The following is a 22,100-nucleotide window of genomic DNA, read 5'->3' on the forward strand; positions in this document are numbered from 1 at the left end:
AGGGTTCAGCATGAGCTACCGCAAATTAGGGCGTACCAGTTCTCAACGTAAAGCTTTATTGCGTGATTTAACGACTAGTTTGATCGTTAACGGTCGAATTGAAACGACTGAAGCGCGCGCTAAAGAAGTTCGTAAAACTGCCGACCAAATGATTACCTGGGGTAAGCAAGGCGACTTGCACGCACGTCGTGAAGCTGCTAGCTTTGTCCGTGGCGTAATCGCTGATGTTAAAGAAGACGGTGACAATGTTAAGGCACAGAGTGCTTTGCAGAAGTTATTTGATGAATTAGCACCACGGTTTGCAGAACGTAATGGTGGTTACACACGGATGTACAAGACCATGCCGCGTCGTGGTGATGCAGCACAAATGGTCATCTTGGAATTCGTTGACTAATCATTAAGCGACAGTGGGAATAGCTGTCCTAAGTTGATCGACGGGTCACCTTAGTATTTGAATATTCAAAATAATCACTAGTACCAATGGTATAAAGCGTTATGATGATGGCGATCGCGTTCGCCCAGTCTAGCTTGAATGAGCTGATGCTCGCACCGTGGTACTAAGTGATTTTTTTGTATCCAAAATGAGGGGGCATTTGCGACAGCGCTTGCATGGCGGCCGGCTTTTCGCTAAAATAGTGCGGTATTCAGCGTTTCATAATGAGGTGGTAATGGTGCAGAGGCGTCGGGCAAAATTGATTACAGGGTTAGTTGTCTTAATCTTGGCAACTCTAGCATTAGGAGCAACCGCGATTACGACAATTAACGCTGAACGCGAACATGCTGCTTATGAATCAAAGCTTCGACATCTAAGTGAAAAAGCGGCTAAGTTATTGCCGAAAGAAGCGTTTAAACCTGGACACTATTCATTACATGAGACGCATTACGTTCATGGGTATCGTGTGACTGCTTACGCTAGAGTCGATGATCAAGGGCATCTGATTTATTTGGAATTCGACCAACTTGATGCGTTTGGCCTCTTTAATCCATTGACGAGTGCCAGTGTGGAGTTATGGAACCAACAGCTGCTAAATAACCCAAATGTTAATGATTTAAAGCGAGCTGGGGCGGATCCAGCATTTTTTTCATTGTATCAAAAGTATATGACGCGATTAATTCATGCAGCGCATACGGGTGAGGTCTTTAAAATTACGGTACATAATCAGGCGAGCATGAGGAAATGAGGATTTACTGTGGCAGATATTATAAAGGTTGAACAATTAACCTATCGTTATTCGCAAGCAGATCAGTTAGCATTAGATCATGTGTCTTTTTCAGTTGCAGCTGGAGAATGGATTGCGATCGTTGGTCACAACGGGAGTGGCAAGAGTACATTGGTACGAGCAATTGACGGCCTGATCGGATATGAGGAAGGTTCAATCACTGTTGCTGGTACCGAACTAAGCCCAGAGTCGGTATGGTTGGTGCGCGAGCACATCGGTATGGTGTTTCAGAACCCAGATAATCAGTTTGTTGGTGCCACGGTTGCTGACGATGTTGCTTTTGGTTTGGAAAACGCCAGTGTGCCTAGAACAGAGATGCAGGAGCGCGTTAAGGCGGCACTTAGTGAAGTTGATATGCTTGATTTTGCTGATCGGGAACCGAGCCGACTATCAGGTGGGCAAAAACAACGCGTTGCGTTAGCTGGGATTATTGCGATGAATCCTAGTATTATCGTATTAGATGAAGCGACTAGCATGTTAGATCCTCACGGCCGCCAAACCGTGTTGGCCGTGCTAACAAAGCTACGTAAGGCTGGACAGGCGCCCACCATTATTTCGATTACCCATGATTTAGCCGAAGCGGCGCAAGCACAGCGTTTGTTGGTTATGAATGATGGTAAGCTGATCACCCAGGGAACACCAACGACGATTTTTAGCAATGATGCGTTGCTGCAGGCGACAGGACTAGATGAACCCTTTACAACAAAGTTAAGCCGCGCGTTAGCACAACGGCAGTTAGCTAGCCCGACAGGTTATTTGACGGATGATGAAATGGAGGATTGGTTATGGCAATCTCATTCGACCATGTAGACTTTACTTACCAGCCAAATTCACCATTTGAAGCAGTGGGGCTGTCAGACATTTCCTTTCAGATTCCGGATGAATCGTTTACGGCGATCATTGGACATACGGGTAGTGGTAAAAGTACACTGGTACAACATTTAAACGGTTTGTTAAAGCCCACGAGCGGTACAGTGACCGTCGATGATTTTACTTTGACAAATGCAACAACCAATCGAAATTTAAAAACGTTGCACCAGCACGTGGGAATGGTCTTTCAATTTCCTGAGAATCAATTGTTTGATCAAACGGTGGCTAAAGACATTGCATTTGGCCCCCTGAATTTCGGCTATTCTGACACGGAGGCGACTGAACTTGCTCACAAAGCTGCACGTGATGTCGGCTTAAGTGACGATTTATTAGAGCGGTCGCCATTTGAGCTATCTGGTGGTCAGATGCGCCGGGTCGCGATTGCTGGCGTCTTAGCTAGTCGGCCTCATATATTGGTCTTAGATGAACCGACGGCCGGACTTGATCCGCGTGGTCGACAAGAAATGATGCAGATGTTTGCGCGATTAAAGACGGAACAACATCTGACGATTATGTTGGTAACTCACCAGATGGATGATGTCGCTGATTATGCAGATCATGCATTGGTGATGGCACACAGCCAGCTGGTTAAATTTGGGACACCGACCGATATTTTTAGCGACCAGCAGTGGGTGACTGAACATGAATTGGAATTACCAACGGCAGCTAAATTTGCACTGCGTTTAGCTAATCGTGGTTTTCAATTTGATTCATTACCACTGACAGAGGCCGACTTGGCTGACGCTTTGACAGGTCAATTACCGAGGAGGGACGCATAATGTTAGAGCAACTTACATTAGGGCGTTATATTCCCGGACAATCTTGGCTCCATCGATTAGATCCACGTGCCAAATTACTATTGGCTTTGTATTTGATCGTTATGGCGTTTTTAACAACGACGTGGACGACCTATGTACTACTCTTTGCATTTGTCGGTGGGCTGATTTGGTTGACGGGGCTTAGTTTAAGCTACTTTATTCGTGGTATTGGCCCATTGATTTGGCTGATCGTTTTTACCGCATTATTGCAATTATTATTTACACCTGGAGGTCATGTTTATTGGCACTGGGGCGTATTGATGATTACCCAAACAGGGATTGAACTGTCTACTGCAGTCTTCTTGCGCTTTCTCTTAATTATTACAGTGGCCACGGTGCTCACATTAACCACCGCACCACTGGCGATTGCGGATGGTGTCGAGTCGATGTTACGTCCGCTACGGGTGGTGCATTTTCCGGTTGCGCAAACTGCGTTGATGTTGTCGGTAGCTCTGCGATTTGTGCCAACGTTGCTTGACGAGGCGCAAACGATCATGAACGCCCAGCGGGCCCGTGGTGTCGAGTTCAACAATGGTGGTTTGATTAAACGTCTCCGGGCCATTGTCCCTTTACTTATTCCGCTCTTCGTTGGTGCAATTGGCCGAGCAGACGACTTAGCGACGGCTATGGAGGCGCGCGGTTATCAAGGTAGTGAGCATCGTACCCGCTATCGGGTGATTCATTGGCATGGTTTTGATACTGGTGCTGTGATCGTCGTTATCGTTTTGAATATTGTGCTCGTTTTCTTACGACATTTGGGTTAATTGAAAGGAGAGTCAACTAGCTTCATGTCACAACGTTATAAAGTCGTGATTGAGTATGACGGTACCAATTTTGCCGGCTTCCAAGTGCAGCCAAATCAGCGCACGGTGGAAGCTGTTTTAGTGGACGTCGTGAATCGGATTGCGAAAAATCCGCTACCAGCGATTGCCGTCTATGGTTCTGGACGGACAGATGCAGGAGTTCATGCGCATGGGCAAGTAGTTCATTTTGATCTACCTAAACCGATCCCGGCAGCTAATTTACGCTTGGCCTTGAATAGCATGTTTCCTTTGGACATGAGCGTGAAGACAGTGACCGAGGTGGATGATAATTTTCATGCGCGGTTTTCAACTCATGGTAAACGGTATCGATATATTGTCTCTACTACGGCCTTCGTTGACCCATTTAAACGAAATTACACGGGACATTATAAGTATCCACTTGATGTGAATAGAATTCGTCAAGCCCTACCAGATTTGACTGGCGAACACGATTTTACCAGTTTCGTTGCTTCCGGAAGCCAGGCTAAATCAAATGTTCGCACGATTTATGATATTCAAGTGACTAATCGGCCAGCCGATCATGAAGTGGTTTTCGATTTCTATGGAAATGGATTTTTATACAATCAGGTGCGGATCATGGTGGCCACATTGTTGGAAATCGGTAATGGGCGACGAGCAGCCGATTCACTGCCAGCGTTACTAGCTGCTAAAGACCGCGAACTGGCCCGAGAAACGGCACCGGCCAGTGGCTTGTATTTAGAAGAAGTCATTTATCCGAGTAATCTGGATGAAAATAGGTGATGTAACTGATTTGTCATTGACAGGGCAGGGTCTGAACAGTACACTGTTACTTGGTATTGTTTGCCCCACGATAAGCCCCGGAAAGTTTTATCGAGTGTCAAACAGACAAGAAATTGGAGGAAAATACCGTGCGTACAACTTATTTAGCAAAACCAGGTGAAGTAGACCGTAAATGGTATGTGGTTGATGCCACAGACGTTCCTTTGGGACGTTTAAGTTCAGTCGTTGCTTCAATCTTACGTGGCAAAAACAAGCCAACGTTTACCCCTAATGTGGATACGGGTGACTTTGTGATCGTTCTTAACGCCGGCAAGGTTGGTTTAACGGGTCGGAAGGCATCAGACAAGATGTACTACCACCACTCGAATCACCCAGGCGGTTTGAAGTCACGCACTGCAGGTAACTTACGTGAACAAAACCCAGTTCGGTTGATTGAAACTTCCGTTAAGGGTATGTTGCCAGCAGGAACGCTTGGTCACAAACAACTGCTTAAGCTTCACGTCTATGCAGGTGACCAACATGATCAAGCTGCACAACAACCTGAAGTTTTAGACATCACGAAATTAATCTAAGGGGGAAATCACATTGGCTACTGTTCAATACGCCGGCACTGGTCGTCGGAAAAACTCAGTTGCGCGGGTTCGTTTGGTACCCGGCACTGGTAAAATCACAATGAACGATAAAGATATTACTGAATACATTCCATTCGCTAACTTGCGTGAAGTGGTGTTACAACCATTCACTGCAACGGAAACGACTGGTAACTATGATGTTTTAGTTAACGTCAATGGTGGTGGCTTCTCCGGTCAAGCCGGTGCTACTCGCCATGGGATCGCCCGTGCATTGTTGACGGTTGATCCTGACTTTCGTGCGCCATTAAAGTCAGCAGGGTTATTAACTCGTGACGCACGCATGAAAGAACGTAAAAAGCCAGGTCTCAAGAAGGCTCGTAAGGCTTCACAATTCTCAAAGCGTTAATCTTTGGATTATCGGATTGGGAAAGCACATCTCCGTATTGGGGATGTGCTTTTTTTACGATTATTTTACGTTAAGCGAGCATGCTATAATCATTTGCTACTTGTGGAAAGCGTTAACATTGCGTAGAATTTTAAGCAGATCAATAGTTGAGGGGTTAAAATTATGAGTAATCACAATGGGTATTCAGTTGGTTTAGACATCGGGACTGGTTCAGTGGGGTGGGCCGCAATCGATGATGATTATCGATTAAAGCGGGCAAAAGGGAATCATCTGTTAGGCGTCCGTTTGTTTGATTCAGCGGAAACGGCAGAGGAAAGACGTTTATTTCGCTCGACTCGGCGTCGATTATCTCGACGTCGATGGCGCTTAAAGTTACTACGGGATATGTTTGCACCGGAATTAGCTAAAGTTGACGAGAATTTTTTAGAACGGTCAAAATATTCTTGGGTTCATCCTACTGATGAGCACAATCCACAAGTGAATGAAGCGGCTGGTGTTGCGAACGGAGCCTTGTTTGGATCGACGGCGGCGGACTCGGCGTTTTATCATGATTACCCCACGATTTATCACTTGCGTCAGGCGTTAATGCAGGATAGCAAGCAACATGATTTGCGGGAAATCTATTTGGCCATTCATCACGCGGTTAAATATCGCGGCCATTTTTTACGCGAGGGTGAAATTTCGGCGGCGGACTCGTTTGATGTCGCGAATCTTGTTCAACTTTTAACGACCTTTGTTGAACAAATGATGCCTGAATTTTCAGTTACCTTTGATGCTATTAAATTATCGGCGATTTTGACGAATGACAAACTTGGTAATTCAGGTCGAGTTGAACAAGCACTTGTTGACATGGAAGTTACTGGTGACATTAAACTGGCCAAACGCTGTTTTAAGACAATTTTTAGTGGCTTAGTTGGTAATCAGATCGATTGGACGACGGTTTTTAACCTTCAAGGCTTGACCGCCGACGATAAGAAACCATATAAATTTAAGTTTAGTGACGGGGACATTGACGATAAATTAGCCACAGTAGACGGTCTGTTAGCACCAGAACAATATGAATTCGTCTTGGCCTTGCAAAAGGTCTTTAATGGCTTGACCTTAAAGATGCTGCTTGGTGATGCAAAGACAATCTCAGCCGCGATGGTTCAACGATACGATGATCACCATCAACAACGTGAAGCACTAAAGGAGTTACGCAAGCAAGATCGCGACGCCTTTGATCAGAATTATCGATTATGGCTAGCTGCGGACTCTGACGACAAGTTAAAAGCGCCGAAAGCCTTCTTTACCCAGTTAATTTTGGACTCGGATTTGCCACAAAAAGCTGACTACTTACAGAAAATTGAAGACGGACAATTTTTACCGCGTCAACGGACGAAGGAGAATGGCTCAATTCCGCATCAACTGCATCTGAACGAAGTGCGTCAGATTATTGATCATCAAAAGCAGTATTATCCATTCTTGGCTGAAACATACACGCAAGCAGATCGAACGGATACGAAGATTGCCGGACTGATCAATTTTAGGGTGCCCTACTATGTTGGACCGCTCGTCAGCAAGCTTCAAAGTGATACCCAGTTTGCTGGTGAAGAAAAGAATCACTGGCTTATTAAAAAGAAAGATGCCACGATCACACCATGGAACCTGTCAGATGTTGTAGATACTGATGCGACAGAAAATGCGTTTATCGATCGATTGATCGGTACGGATACTTACTTGATTGGGGAACCCACCTTACCAGCCAATTCCGTAACATATCAGACATTTACCGTATTGCAAGAATTAAATAATATTCGCCTAGAGGTTGCCGAAGAAAATCGTGAACAGCGCTCGCATCGATTGGATGTTCAACTGAAGCAAGCGATCTTCAACCAACTATTTAGGCGACAGAAAAATGTGACTGTTAAGAATGTAGAAACCTTTATCACGGAAAATACCGGTCAATCTGTTAAAGTTGTCGGATTAAGTCAAAAGACCAAATTTAGTAATAGTTTGAGTGCTTATTTAGACTTAAAGCAGGTATTAGGCGATCAAATAACTGAATTAAGTAATGATCAGTTAGACGAAATTATTAAATTACAGACCGTTTTTGAAGATAAGGTTGCCTTAAAACGACAATTGAGTTTATTGAGTTATTTATCAGCTGAACATGTCACTGCGTTAGCTAAAAAGCATTACACCGGTTGGGGTCGTTTATCTAAGAAGCTATTGACCAGTCATATTGTTAACCACGTCGACAGAATTAATAATCGCACGTTTGATGACGATCAAGGGGCGAAAACCTTGCTTGATGTGTTTTATCAAACTGACCTAAACTTCATGGAAGTGGTTGGTAATGTGGATGACCGTTTCGGTGTGGCTGCTTGGATTAAAGCGCAAAATGAAGCACCGGAAGCGGCCCATAACGTGTACGATGAAATTCAAGAGCTACCCGGCGATAAGAAGACCAAACGTGGGATTGCGCAATCATTTCGAATTTTGGATGACCTTGTGCGGGCTACCGGGCAACAACCAGATAAAATTTATTTGGAGTTTGCGCGTGAGACCCAGGCCAGCCAACAAACGCGCCCCCGTGCTCGGCAATTAAGCGAGTTGTACAGCGGCGACAAGGTGCTAAAGACTTGGTTTGATGAAATTAGTGCCGAGTATAAGGACAATAATGCCTTACAAAGAAATCGGCTATACCTTTATTTCCTGCAGCAAGGAAAAGATATGTATCGACCGGATCATGTGCTAGATATTGATCATTTAGAAGATTACGACATTGACCACATTGTGCCACAAGCGTTTACGAAACGAAATTCATTGGACAATATGGTGCTTGTGGATCGAACGACCAACCGAACGAAGTCAGACGCTGGGACGGTGCCGACAGAGATTCGCCGGGCGATGCGGCCATTTTGGAGTCGACTACTGGCTACAGGATTCATTAGCCAACAGAAGTTTGATGCCTTAACCCGTGCACAAATTGGTGAAATGCAAAGAGAGCGTTTCATCGCCCGTTCATTAGTGGAGACGCGTCAAATTATCAAAAATGTCGCCGCTTTAATTGGCACCCATTTCAAAGAGACTCAAGTTGTCGCGCTACCGGCCTCTCTAACTGGCGACATGCGCCGTTACGTAGATCTGCGCAAGAATCGTGACCTTAATGATTATCATCATGCCCATGATGCCTTAATGATTGCAACAGTTGGCAAATATATCGATCGTAAAGGATTCTTTGATCAAGGACGTCTGAGCGATCAGATGGGTAATTATTATAATAAGTACACGAAAGAACGAATTAAAGCGGCGCGGGAACACGTGCAAGAACAAAGCAAGTTTAAATTTGAACTGACAGATCAAGAGGCAACCGCCCAACGTGAAGAAGAACGCATCAATCCATTTAGTTTTGTGGTAGGATCCATGGCCGCAGCGACGCGTGGACACAAGCTGGTGGCTTCGACTAATGTTGAAACTGGTGAAATCGTTTGGAATGAAGATGATTTCAAGTATCTGGTCGATGGCCCACTGAAGTATAAAAAGATGCTGGTGACATTGAAGACAACAGACGATTCAGGGGCTTTTTATGACCAAATGATTATTAAAGCTGGAGGCAGTGGCACAAAGCAACCACAATTTCCAACTAAAAAGAATCGTGATGTTGCTTTGTATGGCGGGTATAACAATATAAATATTGCTTATTCCGCAATCATCAAATTTAAAAAGGCATATAGAGTCATTTCAATTCCGATGTTTCTCACGAGTGACTGGGAAGTGCAAAATGATGCGGCTAAGCAATGGCTACAGAAAAAATATCCAGAAGCTTTGTTACTTGAAAAGCATGTTCCTTATGAGCAGCTGTTGCTGAGAAATGTCTCTGACGATGAGACATATCCAAGTTATGCCAAGATCAGGATCGCCTCGGACGCTGAGATTCATAACGCTGAGCAGTTGGCCCTAACCATAAAGGAAAATAATCAACTTGCACTAATCGACAATGAAAATAAGGTATCAGAAGAACAGTTATTGTCTTTGTTTGATTCCATTTCAAGAGCCATGAATAAAAGATTTTTATTGCCTAAGCATCAAGTCATAGCTATTGCTTTAGTTGAAAATAAAGATGATTTTATTAACATGCCCCGCGAAGTGAGAGTAAAAACGTTGAGAAGTTTAATTTCGTTGCTTCACGCGGATCGTAGTAGACTGAGCAGTCAGTTGAGTCAAATCGGAGGAAAGCTTAACGGGAAAAAATATGGAATCTCAACCTTGAAAACAGACGGACGTTTACAATGGAGTGGGAAGCTGAACCCAACCGACATGTTGGTGTTCCAATCTCCAACTGGATTATTTGAAAAACGAATTACAATTGAACAGTTAGCAAAACAAGCTGGCATAAAGTAAAAGCAACCCCCGCTAGTAGGTAGCGGGGGTTGTTTTTATATGTAAGTGGCCATACGGCCCTTTATAAAAAGTGGTGAGCTCAGCCGAAGCTTTGCTTTACTTCAATTCTGTATGTCAGATTAATAGGCGGGAGACCCATTAAATGTGGTCTGACGTTGACCACAAATATATTATAGCAAAGGTTGATGAAAAATGGCATGGCGAAATGTATTAATTACCCAACATTCGAAATTATCCTACAAAATGAATCATCTGGTTGTTAAAACTGAAACAGATGTTCATCAAATCCCTTTAGATGACATACAGTGTCTAATTATTGGGACGACACGGGCGGTTATCACCAGTTATGCAGTGATGATGCTGCTTCGACATGATGTTAAGATTGTGTTTACTGATGACAAGTCATCACCAATTGGTGAAATTGACGGTTATTACAATAATCATCAGCGTAATTCACGACTAAAGAAGCAAATGGTGTGGAAAGAAGATCATCGCCAAAAATTATGGCAACAGGTCATCAGAAATAAAATGAAAAACCAGCAGCAGCTTCTGCAAGACTTAAAGCAAGATTGCGAACAGTTCACCGAATTAATAGATGGTGTTGACGAAGGCGATACGACTAATCGGGAGGCGGTGGCGGCAAGATTATATTTCACACGCTTAATCGATACTGGTTTTACACGGCGGGATGAAGAGCAACCGGTTAATGCAATGCTCAATTATGGTTACTCAATATTACTTTCTGCCTTTTCCAGAGAAATAAACGCTTTGGGATATTTGACCAATTTTGGTATTCATCATGATAGCACAGAAAATCAATATAATCTGGCAAGCGACTTGATGGAACCGTTGCGTCCCTTAGTCGATGAAGTGGTTCAACGGCATAAAGAGGAACCGCTGTCGTTGGATATCAAAGTTGAATTGATTAGCTTACTGTCAGACCCAATCAATTTCAATGGCCATGAGGCGTTAGTCGCGAGTGTTTGTACGGAAATGGTTCGTGATAGTGTTGGCTATCTTAACGATGAGACCAGTTTGCCACATTGGGAGTTTGAACTATGAGGTATCGAATTATGCGATTAATGGTAATGTTTGATTTACCGACCGAAACGGCGCAAGACCGTAAAAATTATCGACAGTTTCGAAAAGCACTTTTATCTGAAGGATTTATTATGATGCAAGAAAGTATTTATGTTCGTATTACTGTGAATAAAAAGGCCGCTGAGCTGCTAGAACGAGTCGCACCAGCAGATGGCTTGATCCAAACATTGACGGTCACAGAGCGTCAATATGCGTCGATGAAGTTCATGGCAGGTACGCCGAATACTGAGATTGGCAATCAAGACTTAAAGGTGGTGGTTATTTAATGGATCAACTAACTTATTATCCGTTTGAGCCAATTAAGCTACAAGCGGGATTGAACTTTTTAACCATTACGAATGCGAATACGTTGTGGGAAATCACGAGCCATTTACGCGAATATGATGAAAAAATCGTCTGTAGTGATGCGGGTAAACAGCTGGTTTGTAGTAAGGCGCTGATTTATTTTGGCAGCCTAAATGGTTCATTTGATATAAATGCTTTTTTCAACCGTCAAGCTGTTAAGGTGCTGATTGATTGCTTAGACGAGGAAGAATTGCGAAATTTGTACGAATTGGATTGCCAAGAAAAGACACTTTTAACTCAAGTTATCTTTGAGAACAACCTGCCATTAAAGATCCAGGATACGTGGGATTCAAAAACGGCGATTAAGGATCAATCAATCATGATTGATCTGCCCCAGACGTTATCACCGTATGATAAAATAGGGGCAGTGATAACAATTATGAATGAATTAAACGATCACCGACTCTTAGTGCTAACTGACGTTTGGTTTTTCTTAACAACCGATCAATTAACGGAACTAGCAGAATATGCAGGTTCACTTGGTGTTAAAGTTTTATTCATTGAGAGGCAAATTAATGATGTTGAAACGTCTGATTACATTTGGAAAACGACTATTGACGAGGATTTCGTCCAATTCTAGCGCTGTGTACCTGACGAGTATGCGAACGCGTGGTCTGCTTCAGATGTATGTCAGATTAATGGGATGAAGAACCTCGACGTGCGAAAAAATGGCGTTGTTATAGCTTCAGATGTATGTCAGATTAATGGGATGAAGAACAAAAATAGGCTCCCCAGATGGCGAACCCGAGCTTCAGATGTATGTCAGATTAATGGGATGAAGAACATTTAAAATGGCAACATATACAAAGAAAAAGCTTCAGATGTATGTCAGATTAATGGGGTGAAGAACTCACTTCAGTCATGAATCATCATCCCCAAAGCTTCAGATGTATGTCAGATTAATGGGATGAAGAACCGCGGCTGTTGCTTATAAAACGGGCATGGGGCTTCAGATGTATGTCAGATTAATGGGATGAAGAACGCTGTTAAATCGCTTCAAAGCACGATTAATGCTTCAGATGTATGTCAGATTAATGGGATGAAGAACCGTCAATTTGTGGATGGTGTGGATCACGGTGCTTCAGATGTATGTCAGATTAATGGGATGAAGAACTCTATCACAGGGTGGCATATTGATAACCCAGCTTCAGATGTATGTCAGATTAATGGGATGAAGAACTCATGACAGTATTTAGTTCTTTGACAGAGCGCTTCAGATGTATGTCAGATTAATGGGATGAAGAACATCGGCTACCTTTTGAATATTCTCTGACTTGCTTCAGATGTATGTCAGATTAATGGGATGAAGAACGCCGTCAACCAAACGGACAAGCTTAGCTAAGCTTCAGATGTATGTCAGATTAATGGGATGAAGAACTTGCTAAGTGAACAAGTGTAGTTACAAGTAGCTTCAGATGTATGTCAGATTAATGGGATGAAGAACTTAAAAGTCCTTACGTGAGCTTGATCTTGCGCTTCAGATGTATGTCAGATTAATGGGATGAAGAACAAAGGATGGCGGTTGATGTGAACGAGGATGGCTTCAGATGTATGTCAGATTAATGGGATGAAGAACGCTTAGCCTTGAGTTCGGTAATATCAGCCTGCTTCAGATGTATGTCAGATTAATGGGATGAAGAACGTCGGTTGACCACACGGAGAGCGTGTTAGAGCTTCAGATGTATGTCAGATTAATGGGATGAAGAACTAGTCTCTGTTGTAGTCTCTGGATAGTCTCGCTTCAGATGTATGTCAGATTAATGGGATGAAGAACCGCTAAGCAAGATCAAGCAGATCAATCAACGCTTCAGATGTATGTCAGATTAATGGGATGAAGAACTTATTGGTGCCGGCGGTAGGGTCATGTCAAGCTTCAGATGTATGTCAGATTAATGGGATGAAGAACGTGGCACGTCAAGCGAAGACTTGCATGTCAGCTTCAGATGTATGTCAGATTAATGGGATGAAGAACACTAGCAATGCTACGGGCCAACAAGAATGAGCTTCAGATGTATGTCAGATTAATGGGATGAAGAACTGATCTGACTGATGACATCGTCAGCTGCTCGCTTCAGATGTATGTCAGATTAATGGGATGAAGAACCGAAACCATCTGGGGTCAAGACCTCAATAAGCTTCAGATGTATGTCAGATTAATGGGATGAAGAACTGAGGCAGCTAAACATGAGTTAAACAAGTGGCTTCAGATGTATGTCAGATTAATGGGATGAAGAACTGTTGTCCTTGATTTTTTCTAGCAAGAAAGGCTTCAGATGTATGTCAGATTAATGGGATGAAGAACAATTGTTAAATTTAAGTCCTTACTTGATTCGCTTCAGATGTATGTCAGATTAATGGGATGAGAAATCTTTTTACCTACTGATTGGTTCAATTTTTAAACTGCCAATTTAACGGTTGAATAAATAACGGGTTTTAGCAGACTCTGAAAGAATATTGAGTTCTAAAACATGAATTATTTTTCGATTGTCCGCTGTATGTCATAAGTGATGACCTAGGATGGTACTACTGATGCGTAGCAGAGTTATTGGCTTTTATAATAGTTAGAAACTGGTGCTAAAAAGATCAATTGAAAGGGGAAATTACAATATGGTCTTTCCAGACAAATACTTTTATGATCGTGAAAGTGAAATCGAATTAGTTGAACGGAACTTAGTACAAATGGTTTTCACAACTGGTAAGTTTGAAGATTTACCGATTACTATGCCTCAAACCGAATCGATTGTGAATAATCTTGAGGTTAGTGGTGTGCGACCTGAAGATATCGACACAGTAATCAGTCTGAAACGTGCTTATGAATTTGTGATTAAACGTCAAGGCGTCTTTGTTGCCAAAGATGTTTTGGCTATCAATAATGCGGTTCGGAGTAGTCATCTGGGCGCAGGCCAAATCCGTACTGAGGGTGTTCAGGTGCCACTCACCAATGATTTATGGGTGCCCCCCATTCCTAATGAGCATGACGCGTTGAATGACATTGAAAAAATTAGCCAACAAGGCCAATCAGCAACGGAAAATGCGATAGATTTAAATCTTTATTTATCTCGCTGGCAACTGTTTGCCAATGGCAATAAGCGGACGGCAATTGTATCGGCCAACGCTTTAATGATCGATGCTGGGGCTGGTATTTTGGCCATTCCTGAAAATAAAATGCACTGGTATGGTTCCTTGCTTCAAAAATATTATCGAAGTGGGCGTGATATTGATATTAAACAGTGGCTATACGACAACGCGGTGTATGGTACATCTGCTCACTCCATTAGTAGGCGTAAATAGGGTTATTACTACAAGCGGAAACAGTCAAAGTTGTCCTTTACTTAGGTTCTTTACGAGCACAATCTTATCCAATGCTAGGTTGAATTAATTTAATAGATGCCTAGAATTTGATAAGGTTAGAATATTTGTCGCTTGTACACTCAACTGGGCTCTAATTTAGGTGATATGAAGAAAAAGGAATTTTTTTAAAGGATGAGTCTGTGGAAGACATTCAGCACATCAGAATAAAATTTGATAAAACTATATTATTTTTGGGAACTCAGAGGGAAGAAACATGGAGTATGAACGAAGAGATGCTAAACCCGGCATATTAAGTGCGCTGCAGGAATTAGGGGGGACCGCTTCTAAGACCCGGATTAAAGAAGTAATGGCAGATATTGAAGAAGTAGATTTTACCTATGAAGATATTAACTATACCGTTACGTCACGGAATGGGAGAATGTACAAACCCTTCGCTTTTGATTTTAACTTTGGGTTAAAAGAATTGGAAGTTTTAAGTTATGTCCAACCGATTGAGCGTAATCGAGACATTACTTTAACGAAGAAAGGTGAGATCATTACATCCTGTCGGGTACCGACAAAAGCTGATTTTGACACAATAACGGAGTACTGGCAGGAGAAACATAGGGTTCGCCAAGAAAAAATGATAGCTGAGAAGCAAGCATCTGAGGAGCTTTCTGGTGGCGCCCCTGAGCTAACTGAAAGTATTGATGATGATGGAGACCTCGCAAATATTGAATGGAAGCAGGAATTGATCAATCAACTTCAAAAATTTAGTCCAAAAAAATTTGAGAACTTTTCTCGAGCATTAGTTAATCAAATGGGTGTTCGTTTAGACCCAGTTAAGGGGGTAGTGGTGAGCGGGGATCATGGATTAGATGGGTTCGGCTATTTTGAGTCTGACGAGTTCCGAACGACACGTGTAGCCATTCAAGCCAAACGTTATGCCAATGAGAATAAGGTTACAGAGCAAACTATTGATGCGTTTAAAGGTGCAATGGATGCAGAAAATGCTGAGTATGGCATTTTGATCACAACATCGTCCTTCACTATTCCCGCTCGAAAAAAAGCAATTATCGGTAGTCACCCAGTGACTTTAATAGATGGTGATCGGATTGCAGATTTGGTGGAAAAATATCACTTGTTTATAACGGAAGTTCATACGTATAAACTGAAAGATTATTATTTTGAATAAGATAAGTGTGTTCTGTTTTGGTCGTGGATAAATGCGTAATCCATTAAGTTGGCTTGATAAGGAGTGCTTTTCCGAAATCAAAAATAGGCGAACATCAAAATATCAGAGGAAAAATGTTTGCTTTGGATTTTATTTTCAATGCATTACATGAAAATATTTGAGTACATCTATTCCCGTTAATTTGCCAATATTGTGAGCTTCAGTCCTTAATTGGTTCTATACATATTTTTTGGGGATTACTTTTTGCAGATTTATAATAGTTGATTTTAAGCGCGGCAGTTCGTTAAAGCGGATTTATAAAAGACTAAATGTAGCCTTAGTTAACGAAATTATGGTGAATTTAATTATGATAGACATGAGAAAAAAAGATGCAATCGAGATTGCCTGATTTTCCGATAGCTGATTTCATTAAGCAAGTATCTAGCAACTTTGCTTTTTTTTGCAAGCACCATTAATCGCCCCTACCTAAAAAGATCGGTATTCTATTTTCATGACACGATCGAGGGGGAATTGGATGAGCAACAGTCATCATATGAAAGGACAGTTGGTCGCGATTGCCAGTTTATTACTACTCAGTATCGCGACATGGACCATTTTGGGACCATTGCGACCACCGAAGGCTGTAACAAAGGCAGCTAACGCTCAGATGCGCAGTCGTTTTAGTTTGGCAAACTTGCGGCAAGATTTAGAAAGGTATCCTGGTCTGATTCGCGCCTCTTTGGATGCTTATCCAGGCCAAAATGCTGAGGGAACATACTTAGTCCCTGGGTTAACCGAACAGGAAACCTTGAAACCGGTAGGGCATCAGTTTGTGCCGATACGGAGTCAATTTATGACGCCTCAAGGGGTGACAGTCACGCCCAAGTATGTGATCACGACTGCCTATGATCACTCAAATCGGGGGAATTCGGTATTAAACATCTTAGATCGTCAGACTGGTAGTTTCATTAAACGAGTAATTCTGCAAGGGCGCCCGCACGTTGGCGGCATTACCTATCAACCAGATGCCAAGGTGCTGTGGGTTTGCGGGGCAAAAGACGGACGCGCTCAGTTATTTTCAATTAAACTAACCAGCATCGATCGGTATAAGGCTAGGACCAATCGCCCAATTGCTTATCAGCATTCGGCCCTATTGCCGACGATCCAGCGTGCTTCATTGGTAGCCTATCAAAATGGGTATTTATGGGTTGGCTTCTTCAGCCCGTTTGGTAATAGTACCGTACAACGTTTCAACGTCCATGATGTAGAAACTAATTCTCATACTCTAAAGAGCCGATTTAAAGCTCAGGGGCTATTCGATGGTGTTTTCCAACGCTTAACATCGCAAGAAACAATCGGAAAAATTCAAGGATTGAGTTTCTATAAAGACAACGTGTACTTATCCCAGTCTTTTGGCCCAGAGGATTCTTGGTTGTATATTTACCATAAAAATTTACATCGCCAGCGGTTCACACCTGCTCAAGCGGTTGCTAGAGTCAGAATGCCTGCCCATTTAGAGCAGATTACCTGCCCATTTAGAGCAGATTACCATTCAAGGTGACCGCATGTATGCGATTTTTGAATCTGGTGCCCGAGCCTATTCGTTGCATGAAAGCACTCGTATTGGACGTGTTGTCTCCTTTGACGTGCGAAAATTGCCGCCTTATACAACGAAAGGGGCTGATCATTAATGAAAGTGAAGATGAATCAAGGCAATCTAATTGAATTGCCAATCAGATCGGTCATGCTCGCTTTGCTGTGGGGCCTCACGATCGTCATTACCTACTTAACCTTATTCAATACGAATAATAGCTTTGCTCGGCTGATGAGCCCATCTTTGGTGCATCTAAGCTCGATTAGCATGTGGGTTGGTTGGTTGTTGACCCTCATCAGAATTAGCTTATCAATCGGGCTTTTATGGTTGATGGATCGTTTGATTCTGCGCCCATTTAAATGGCGAAGCGTGACCCAGCGGCCACAGTGGCGGGCTAGCTTAAGCGCGATAGGCGATTTAGTCGTAGGCGGACTTTTGTGGCTACCGCTATATTTATTGACATACACCTTTTTGCGGGATGCTTTAGCCGAAGATCTAGCGGGCTTAATTTACCCAGACAAACTGTGGCAGGCACTCATTATTTCAATTCTCCTTGATGTGGCGGACATGGCGGTGTTACTCAGCTTTGCAAGCATCTTTTGGTTAGCAATTAATCAAGGTGTTCAGCGCCTCATCGTAGGACATCCCTTTGTTCAACGAATCGTGACAACTTTAGTGGTCGTGACGATTTTAGTTGCAATAACATTGTATTTCATACCCACCCAGATTCTTCAATTGATTCCGATTATTACTAGCCTGTTTCATTTTCAAAAGTACCGTAATTTTTGGCTGCTTTTACTGATTGGCGTGGGACTTACCGTGTTGATTTCGGTAATGACAATGCTGCCGTTGCTCGTATAGATTAAAATGGAAAAAATCCCATCAAGCTTGCCGGAAGACGCCGGAAGCTTGGTGGGATTTTTTATATGGCTTTAAAAGATCAATAGCCAGCGGTTAAGTCGACTTGGTTACGAACGAGCGACCCATCCTTGACAAATGTCTGCAAATTCTCTTGTAGAATTGGGAACAGACGTTGGTCCAGATGATCCATAATGCCAGAAATATGGGGCGTGAGTAAAATATGGTCATTGGTCCATAATGGCGAGTCCTTAGGCAATGGTTCTTGGGCGGTCACATCAAGAGCTGCATAGTTTAATCGACCACTTGCCAAAGCAGCTTCTAAGTCAGCTTCGATCACCGCACTACCGCGGCCAACGTTAATAAATAGTAACTTATTTTCTAACTGATCAAAGAATTGTTGGTTGAAGTAGCTGTCCGTTTCTTTAGTTCCAGGCATGATGTTGATGATAATGTCAGCCTTGGCAATCCCTTCAGAAGGATCATTGAAGGCATATGTTTGATCGAAGTGATTAGCAGCATGCCCGGTTGTATTGACACCTTCAACATGCACGTCCATGTCTTTTAGTAGGCGAGCTGTCTCGACAGCAATATGACCGGTTCCAAAAATGAGCACGCTGAATTCATCGGCGACAAGTTGATGATCAGCAGATTGTTGCCATAATCGTTGTGATCGTCGCTGCTCGGCCGTCCATAGACCGCGAGTAAAGTAAAAAATATAACCTAAAATTGACTGGGCAATGGCGGCAGCATGAATGCCACTGGCGTTAGTGACGAGCACATGTTGTTTGGCAAATTGATCAAGTGGTAAGTAATCGACACCTGCCGAAAAAGTTTGCACCCACTTTAATTGACTGTGCACGGCATTAGCGACCTGTAGACCTAGCTTTTGATCCCAGCCGTAAATAATGGTAATGCCTGCTGGATCAACGCTGCCTTCAGTAATCTCAGCGGGGGTGACGACTTTGATGCCGAGACCGTTTACTGAGGTCACTTGCGCATCGGTGAGCGGAAATAGAGCTAATAGTTGTTCCATAGTTAAGCACTTCCTTTGAGTTAGAATACAGGATCATTATGGTCGTTTTATCGGCCAGACGCAAAGAAAATGACGTTAAAAAGGCCTGCTAATCGTCGTCAAGCAGCCTAGAAATTAACCGGGCATTTCATTTGGTTAACAACAATTTGCTAACGAATTTGAAAAAAATTGAACAAATATCGAATATCGTTTGAAAACTCATTTATCACTCGATATAATCAAAGCAGAGAGCGGTTACATTTGAGAAAATTTGTCGGCTAACTTGCCTACAATCAAATTGACCACTACATAACTTGCCAGCTGGTGGCGCAAGCTCTAGTCCAAGATTGCTCCACCAGCTAGCAAAGTCGCGAACTTACTCGCAATTATTCTAAAGGAGCGCTGTACGATGACAATATTTGGCTTGAGCATTCTTTCGTTAGCGCGTTTCCAATTTGCAATGACTACGGTGTTCCACTTCTTCTTTGTTCCGTTTTCAATCGGAATGGCGGTGGTCGTTGCTATCATGGAAACCAACTATGTCATCCAGAAAAAGGAAATCTATAAAAAGATGACTCAATTCTGGGGCAAAATCTTTCTTCTATCCTTTGCTGTCGGAGTTGTGACTGGGATTATCCAAGAATTCCAATTTGGGATGAACTGGTCACAATATTCACGTTTTATGGGGGATATCTTTGGTGCACCATTGGCCATCGAAGCATTGGCGGCCTTCTTCTTGGAGTCAACATTCATTGGACTGTGGATGTTTACTTGGGATCGGTTTAAGCCAGTGTGGCACTGCTTGTTCATTTGGCTAACAGCGTTGGGATCAGCATTATCGGCTGTCTGGATTTTAGCTGCTAACTCTTTCATGCAGGATCCAGTTGGCTACGCATTAAAGACCGCCAACGGTAATACTAAGGCAGTGATGGTTAGTTTTGCCGATGTCGTTAAGAACCCGCAATTGTGGTATGAACTACCGCACGTGTTATTCGGGGCATTCATCACAGCGGCATTTGTTATCGCTGGTTCTTCAGCTTGGCGGTTACTGAAAGGCAAAGATGTTGAATTTTGGCGCAAGAGCATCAAGATTAGTTTGATTGTTGGACTAGTTGCTGCCGTTGGTGTCACTGCGGCAGGGGATCAACAGACGCAATACATCATCAAAAACCAGCCAATGAAGTTCGCGGCCACAGAAGGGATTTACAAAACAACGGCGACTCATGCCTCTTGGTCAGTTGTGGAAGGTATGGATACGAAGGGTCATCAGGTTAAATGGAGTATCGAAATTCCTTATGTCTTAAGTATTTTGTCTTACCATAAGACTAGTGGGGCCGTACAAGGGGCAAACCCAATTAACAAAGAATTACATCAGAAGTATGACAAAAAATTTGGCAAGGATATGAACTACTTCGTGCCAATGAGAACTTTGTTCTACAGCTTCCGTGTGATGGCGGTTTCGGCAGGTGTCTTTGCATTAGTCGCCATTTTAGGACTGTACTTCAACCGCAAAAAATCCGACCAAATTGTGCGATATCGTTGGTTCCTATACATTTTGGGACTATGCCTTTGGCTTCCATTTATCGCAAATACGGCAGGTTGGTTTATTACTGAGTTGGGTCGTTATCCATGGGTCGTTTATGGCCTGTTAACGATTGCTGATGCAGTGTCGCCACACGTTACAGCTGCTTCGTTACTCTTTAGCAACATTATTTACTTCTTACTCTTTGCTGGAATGGGCGCTGTGATGATTGTTTTAAGCCATCGAGTGCTGGTCAGCGGCCCTGATGCTGACGATTTGGATCCAAGCTACGTTGAGGACGATGATGATGACAGTCAAACAACTGTCGATCCTTATGCAAAGGGGGCCTTCAACCATGAGTAACTTACAACTATTATGGTTCATTCTGATTGGGTTGCTATTTGCCATCTTTTTCTTCCTTGAAGGATTTGATTTTGGCGTGGGTATGTCAATGCACACGTTAGCGCAGACCGATCGAGAACGAAATAATTTAGTGGCCTCAATTGGTCCTCACTGGGATGGTAACGAGGTTTATCTGATAACGGCAGGTGGTGCCATGTTTGCCTCATTCGGTGCATGGTATGCTTCCTTATTCTCAGGCTTTTATGTCATGTTCTTACTCGTCTTAGTTGGTTTAATTATGCGCGGAGTTTCTTTTGAATTTCGTAAGGATATGCGCACTGATTTTTGGAGACGCTTCTGGGAATGGTCGTTGATGATTTCTTCGTTAGCGGTCCCATTCTTATTGGGCATGATCTTCACGGACATGGTCAAAGGGATGCCAATCGACGCTCAAGGCGATATTATTGGACACTTTACCGACTACGTGAACTGGTTCTCTATCGTCGGTGGTGTCGCGGTCGCGCTATTGAGTTACTTGCATGGGCTAAACTTTGTGCGGTTAAAAGTCGCGGGATCATTGCGTGACCGGGCACGATCTTATGGTAAAGTCCTCTATCCGGTGCTTTTTGCTGGTGAAGTCGTTTTCGCGATTTTGGTTTACGTCTATACAGACTTCTTTACAAAGAAACCGGTCTTAACGACGACGATTTTAGCGATCATTGTGCTATTAAGCTTGATTGCTTATATCGGGACTTTGCGTGATTGGGAAGTAACGTCCTTTATCGCTGGTGGACTGACGTTGCCGGCTGTCGTGACATTATTATTTGTCGGGATCTTCCCACGCGTAATGGTGGCCAATAACGGTGTTAATAGTATTCTGATCAAAAATGCTTCTAGCTCTGCTTATACGTTGAACTTAATGACTTGGGTTGCATTTGGGATTTTGCCGTTTGTCTTGGCTTACCAAATTTGGAGTTATTGGGTTTTTTACAAACGAATTAAAGCAAGCTAGTCATTCATT

19 protein-coding genes and 1 CRISPR repeat array are annotated in these 22,100 nt (G+C 43.0%); of the genes, 18 read left to right on the forward strand and 1 reads right to left on the reverse strand.

The genetic code is table 11. The features are described from left to right. The first annotated feature begins 10 nt into the window (after nt 1–10). From rplQ to ACYQ0Y_RS09405, 16 genes are all read left to right on the forward strand, one after another. Nucleotides 11–394 (forward strand): 50S ribosomal protein L17, encoded by a 384-nt coding sequence (gene rplQ / locus ACYQ0Y_RS09330; protein ID WP_407884204.1) that lies wholly within the window; start codon nt 11–13, stop codon nt 392–394. A gap of 274 nt (nt 395–668) precedes the next feature. Beyond that, nucleotides 669–1,181 (forward strand): hypothetical protein, encoded by a 513-nt coding sequence (locus ACYQ0Y_RS09335; RefSeq protein WP_407884202.1) that lies wholly within the window; start codon nt 669–671, stop codon nt 1,179–1,181. Between the two features lie 9 nt (nt 1,182–1,190). Continuing rightward, nucleotides 1,191–2,030 carry an energy-coupling factor ABC transporter ATP-binding protein gene (locus ACYQ0Y_RS09340; RefSeq protein WP_407884200.1) on the forward strand — a complete coding sequence of 280 codons (840 nt, stop codon included), beginning with the start codon at nt 1,191–1,193 and terminating at the stop codon, nt 2,028–2,030. Further along, the gene (locus tag ACYQ0Y_RS09345; RefSeq protein ID WP_407884198.1) at nt 2,006–2,869 is read left to right on the forward strand and encodes an energy-coupling factor ABC transporter ATP-binding protein; all 864 of its coding nucleotides are present in this window, start codon (nt 2,006–2,008) and stop codon (nt 2,867–2,869) included. Before ACYQ0Y_RS09340 ends, ACYQ0Y_RS09345 begins: the two co-directional genes overlap by 25 nt. Continuing rightward, entirely contained in the window at nt 2,869–3,672 is an 804-nt protein-coding gene (locus tag ACYQ0Y_RS09350; protein ID WP_407884196.1) for an energy-coupling factor transporter transmembrane component T family protein, read from the forward strand. The genes ACYQ0Y_RS09345 and ACYQ0Y_RS09350 overlap by 1 nt, the downstream gene beginning before the upstream one ends. 24 nt (nt 3,673–3,696) lie before the next feature. Beyond that, the gene (gene truA, locus ACYQ0Y_RS09355) at nt 3,697–4,473 is read left to right on the forward strand and encodes a tRNA pseudouridine(38-40) synthase TruA (protein ID WP_407884194.1); all 777 of its coding nucleotides are present in this window, start codon (nt 3,697–3,699) and stop codon (nt 4,471–4,473) included. Between the two features lie 128 nt (nt 4,474–4,601). Further along, nucleotides 4,602–5,045: a 50S ribosomal protein L13 gene (gene rplM, locus ACYQ0Y_RS09360; RefSeq protein ID WP_407884192.1), complete on the forward strand. Its 444-nt coding sequence runs from the start codon at nt 4,602–4,604 to the stop codon at nt 5,043–5,045. Between the two features lie 13 nt (nt 5,046–5,058). Next, nucleotides 5,059–5,451, forward strand: coding sequence for a 30S ribosomal protein S9 (gene rpsI, locus ACYQ0Y_RS09365; protein ID WP_407884190.1), 393 nt, complete (start codon nt 5,059–5,061; stop codon nt 5,449–5,451). A gap of 162 nt (nt 5,452–5,613) precedes the next feature. Further along, nucleotides 5,614–9,837 carry a type II CRISPR RNA-guided endonuclease Cas9 gene (gene cas9 / locus ACYQ0Y_RS09370; RefSeq protein ID WP_407884188.1) on the forward strand — a complete coding sequence of 1,408 codons (4,224 nt, stop codon included), beginning with the start codon at nt 5,614–5,616 and terminating at the stop codon, nt 9,835–9,837. Nucleotides 9,838–10,029: 192 nt separating this feature from the next. Then, nucleotides 10,030–10,899, forward strand: a complete 870-nt coding sequence (gene cas1 / locus ACYQ0Y_RS09375; RefSeq protein ID WP_407884186.1) for a type II CRISPR-associated endonuclease Cas1 — start codon at nt 10,030–10,032, stop codon at nt 10,897–10,899. After that, nucleotides 10,896–11,204 carry a CRISPR-associated endonuclease Cas2 gene (cas2, locus tag ACYQ0Y_RS09380; protein ID WP_407884184.1) on the forward strand — a complete coding sequence of 103 codons (309 nt, stop codon included), beginning with the start codon at nt 10,896–10,898 and terminating at the stop codon, nt 11,202–11,204. The genes cas1 and cas2 overlap by 4 nt, the downstream gene beginning before the upstream one ends. After that, nucleotides 11,204–11,863, forward strand: coding sequence for a type II-A CRISPR-associated protein Csn2 (gene csn2, locus ACYQ0Y_RS09385; RefSeq protein WP_407884182.1), 660 nt, complete (start codon nt 11,204–11,206; stop codon nt 11,861–11,863). Before cas2 ends, csn2 begins: the two co-directional genes overlap by 1 nt. 36 nt (nt 11,864–11,899) lie before the next feature. Next, nucleotides 11,900–13,651: direct repeats of the CRISPR family, unit length 36 nt; unit sequence GCTTCAGATGTATGTCAGATTAATGGGATGAAGAAC. A gap of 239 nt (nt 13,652–13,890) precedes the next feature. Then, nucleotides 13,891–14,574, forward strand: coding sequence for a Fic family protein (locus ACYQ0Y_RS09390; RefSeq protein WP_407884180.1), 684 nt, complete (start codon nt 13,891–13,893; stop codon nt 14,572–14,574). A gap of 274 nt (nt 14,575–14,848) precedes the next feature. Continuing rightward, nucleotides 14,849–15,769, forward strand: coding sequence for a restriction endonuclease (locus tag ACYQ0Y_RS09395; protein ID WP_407884178.1), 921 nt, complete (start codon nt 14,849–14,851; stop codon nt 15,767–15,769). A 514-nt stretch (nt 15,770–16,283) separates the two neighbouring features. Next, on the forward strand, nt 16,284–17,309 hold the full coding sequence (locus tag ACYQ0Y_RS09400) for a YncE family protein (protein WP_407884176.1): 1,026 nt from the start codon (nt 16,284–16,286) through the stop codon (nt 17,307–17,309). Between the two features lie 129 nt (nt 17,310–17,438). Further along, nucleotides 17,439–18,203 (forward strand): hypothetical protein, encoded by a 765-nt coding sequence (locus tag ACYQ0Y_RS09405; RefSeq protein WP_407884174.1) that lies wholly within the window; start codon nt 17,439–17,441, stop codon nt 18,201–18,203. A 79-nt stretch (nt 18,204–18,282) separates the two neighbouring features. Here ACYQ0Y_RS09405 and ACYQ0Y_RS09410 read toward each other — a convergent pair whose 3' ends face one another. Continuing rightward, nucleotides 18,283–19,236 carry an NAD(P)-dependent oxidoreductase gene (locus tag ACYQ0Y_RS09410; RefSeq protein ID WP_407884172.1) on the reverse strand — a complete coding sequence of 318 codons (954 nt, stop codon included), beginning with the start codon at nt 19,234–19,236 and terminating at the stop codon, nt 18,283–18,285. Nucleotides 19,237–19,624: 388 nt separating this feature from the next. Here ACYQ0Y_RS09410 and ACYQ0Y_RS09415 point away from each other — a divergent pair, with 388 nt between their 5' ends. Then, complete coding sequence (locus tag ACYQ0Y_RS09415) at nt 19,625–21,100, forward strand: cytochrome ubiquinol oxidase subunit I (RefSeq protein ID WP_407884171.1); 1,476 nt, start codon at nt 19,625–19,627, stop codon at nt 21,098–21,100. Beyond that, nucleotides 21,093–22,091, forward strand: coding sequence for a cytochrome d ubiquinol oxidase subunit II (gene cydB, locus ACYQ0Y_RS09420; protein WP_407884169.1), 999 nt, complete (start codon nt 21,093–21,095; stop codon nt 22,089–22,091). Before ACYQ0Y_RS09415 ends, cydB begins: the two co-directional genes overlap by 8 nt. The last annotated feature ends 9 nt before the right edge of the window (nt 22,092–22,100 follow it).

Source organism: Furfurilactobacillus curtus, from assembly GCF_054657915.1.

Excerpts from the sequence above, each read along its gene's own strand:
- rplQ (WP_407884204.1), top strand. The coding sequence starts at position 11 with ATGAGCTACCGCAAATTAGGGCGTACCAGTTCTCAACGTAAAGCTTTA.
- ACYQ0Y_RS09335 (WP_407884202.1), top strand. The coding sequence starts at position 669 with ATGGTGCAGAGGCGTCGGGCAAAATTGATTACAGGGTTAGTTGTCTTA.
- ACYQ0Y_RS09345 (WP_407884198.1), top strand. The coding sequence starts at position 2,006 with ATGGCAATCTCATTCGACCATGTAGACTTTACTTACCAGCCAAATTCA.
- ACYQ0Y_RS09350 (WP_407884196.1), top strand. The coding sequence starts at position 2,869 with ATGTTAGAGCAACTTACATTAGGGCGTTATATTCCCGGACAATCTTGG.
- truA (WP_407884194.1), top strand. The coding sequence starts at position 3,697 with ATGTCACAACGTTATAAAGTCGTGATTGAGTATGACGGTACCAATTTT.
- cas9 (WP_407884188.1), top strand. The coding sequence starts at position 5,614 with ATGAGTAATCACAATGGGTATTCAGTTGGTTTAGACATCGGGACTGGT.
- cas1 (WP_407884186.1), top strand. The coding sequence starts at position 10,030 with ATGGCATGGCGAAATGTATTAATTACCCAACATTCGAAATTATCCTAC.
- cas2 (WP_407884184.1), top strand. The coding sequence starts at position 10,896 with ATGAGGTATCGAATTATGCGATTAATGGTAATGTTTGATTTACCGACC.
- csn2 (WP_407884182.1), top strand. The coding sequence starts at position 11,204 with ATGGATCAACTAACTTATTATCCGTTTGAGCCAATTAAGCTACAAGCG.
- ACYQ0Y_RS09390 (WP_407884180.1), top strand. The coding sequence starts at position 13,891 with ATGGTCTTTCCAGACAAATACTTTTATGATCGTGAAAGTGAAATCGAA.
- ACYQ0Y_RS09395 (WP_407884178.1), top strand. The coding sequence starts at position 14,849 with ATGGAGTATGAACGAAGAGATGCTAAACCCGGCATATTAAGTGCGCTG.
- ACYQ0Y_RS09400 (WP_407884176.1), top strand. The coding sequence starts at position 16,284 with ATGAGCAACAGTCATCATATGAAAGGACAGTTGGTCGCGATTGCCAGT.
- ACYQ0Y_RS09405 (WP_407884174.1), top strand. The coding sequence starts at position 17,439 with ATGAAAGTGAAGATGAATCAAGGCAATCTAATTGAATTGCCAATCAGA.
- ACYQ0Y_RS09410 (WP_407884172.1), bottom strand. The coding sequence starts at position 19,236 with ATGGAACAACTATTAGCTCTATTTCCGCTCACCGATGCGCAAGTGACC.
- ACYQ0Y_RS09415 (WP_407884171.1), top strand. The coding sequence starts at position 19,625 with ATGACAATATTTGGCTTGAGCATTCTTTCGTTAGCGCGTTTCCAATTT.
- cydB (WP_407884169.1), top strand. The coding sequence starts at position 21,093 with ATGAGTAACTTACAACTATTATGGTTCATTCTGATTGGGTTGCTATTT.